Origin of the sequence: Pseudovibrio sp. W64, from assembly GCF_001623145.1 — a bacterium.
Taxonomy (GTDB): Bacteria; Pseudomonadota; Alphaproteobacteria; order Rhizobiales; family Stappiaceae; genus Pseudovibrio.
On sequence record NZ_LMCI01000036.1, the window covers coordinates 2,430 to 3,180 of the forward strand.

The 751-nt window shown below is 59.5% G+C and carries 1 protein-coding gene; it reads left to right on the forward strand.

The annotated features are described in order from the left end of the window. Positions 1-61 precede the first annotated feature (61 nt). The coding region (tssI, locus tag PsW64_RS27960; protein WP_244277291.1) for a type VI secretion system tip protein TssI/VgrG at positions 62-751 on the forward strand (690 nt) is incomplete at its 3' end.

A 751-nucleotide genomic window follows, 5' to 3' on the forward strand; every position in this document is an offset into this window, starting at 1 on the left:
CATTGATAACCCGCAGATCGTCTCCGAGCTGCCGGACCAGCCCAAGCTGGAATATAACAGTATGGCCGGCGGGGCGGTCAAAGGCGTTTATTGCAACAGCTTTGTCCTGCGCGAGCAGCTGCGCGCCACCAGCTTCATGCAGCGTGATTACTCGTTCAAGAACCCGCCTTACAACCAACAACACACCCATCAGCGCGGTGAAGACAACGGCTCTGCCGGAGACTATGCGCTCTATGAATATCCGGGGCGATATAAGGCCGATGGTGTCGGCAAGCCGTTCACAAAACACCGGCTGGAGGCAGCTCGGGTAGAGGCCACCACAGGCCACGGGGCGACCAATGCCATTCACCTGATGGCCGGTCATCAGTTTGCACTCACAGACCACCCGAACAGCGATTACAACATCAAGTATCATTTGCTTACCGTCTCGCATCAGGGCAGTCAGCCGCAGGCCGTGGCTGAGGAAGCCGGCAGCGGTACCACCACTTACAGTGCCGGGTTTGAGGTCATGCCCGCCCGCCTGCCATACCGGCCCAAACTGCTCAAAAAGCCATTAGTGGACGGCCCGCAGATCGCTCATGTCACAGGACCGGAAGGCGAAGAGATTTACTGCGATGAGCATGGCCGGGTGAAAGTCTGGTTCCCGTGGGATCGTCATGGCCAGAAGAACGACACCTCCTCCTGCTGGATCCGCGTGTCTTCCAACTGGGCCGGCGCCAGCTGGGGCCACATCGCCATCCCCCGCATCGGC